Source organism: Bradyrhizobium sp. NBAIM08, from assembly GCF_020193935.1.
Lineage (GTDB): Bacteria > Pseudomonadota > Alphaproteobacteria > Rhizobiales > Xanthobacteraceae > Bradyrhizobium > Bradyrhizobium yuanmingense.
In genome coordinates this window covers 1-442 of sequence record NZ_JADYVR010000418.1, presented here as the reverse complement: position 1 = coordinate 442, position 442 = coordinate 1, and the positions used below count along the sequence as shown (strand labels likewise).

At 71.7% G+C, this 442-nt stretch carries 1 protein-coding gene; it reads right to left on the bottom strand.

Annotated elements, in window-relative coordinates:
- The coding region (locus I6F37_RS40200) for a hypothetical protein (protein WP_225154408.1) at positions 1 to 300 on the bottom strand (300 nt) is incomplete at its 3' end.
- Positions 301 to 442 lie beyond the last annotated feature (142 nt).

Sequence of the window (442 nt, the reverse complement as noted above, 5' to 3'; positions counted from 1 at the left end):
GCCCCGTCCTGGGACGGTGCTTGCGAGCACGGCCATCCGGTCGAGGTCGACCCGGTCGACCGAGAACCCGCAGTTCACGACGTGGGTGAGGACCGGGCCCCACTGCGGCCGACGCGAGCAGCTGCCGCACGAACGGCCGCATGTCGGGATCCCGCACGGTGACGGCCACGTCGTCTGTGAGGGTTTCCGCCATGCCCGCAGGTCTGCGAGCAGCTCCGCGGCCGCCGTCGCTTCCATCGCCCAGATGGACCTGTCCGCGTCGAGCCCGCTGCAGATCCGGCGTTCCAGGTCCTCCGGCATCGCGGCGAGGCTCGTGCGTCCGCCACGCAACGCGTCCGCCGGCAGGCGCCCGCGCACGATCTCCAACGTGCGCCACGGCCCCGCGGACCTGTTCTCGACGGTCGCCGTGATAATGGTCCTCGAGACCAGGGGCGCGGAAATC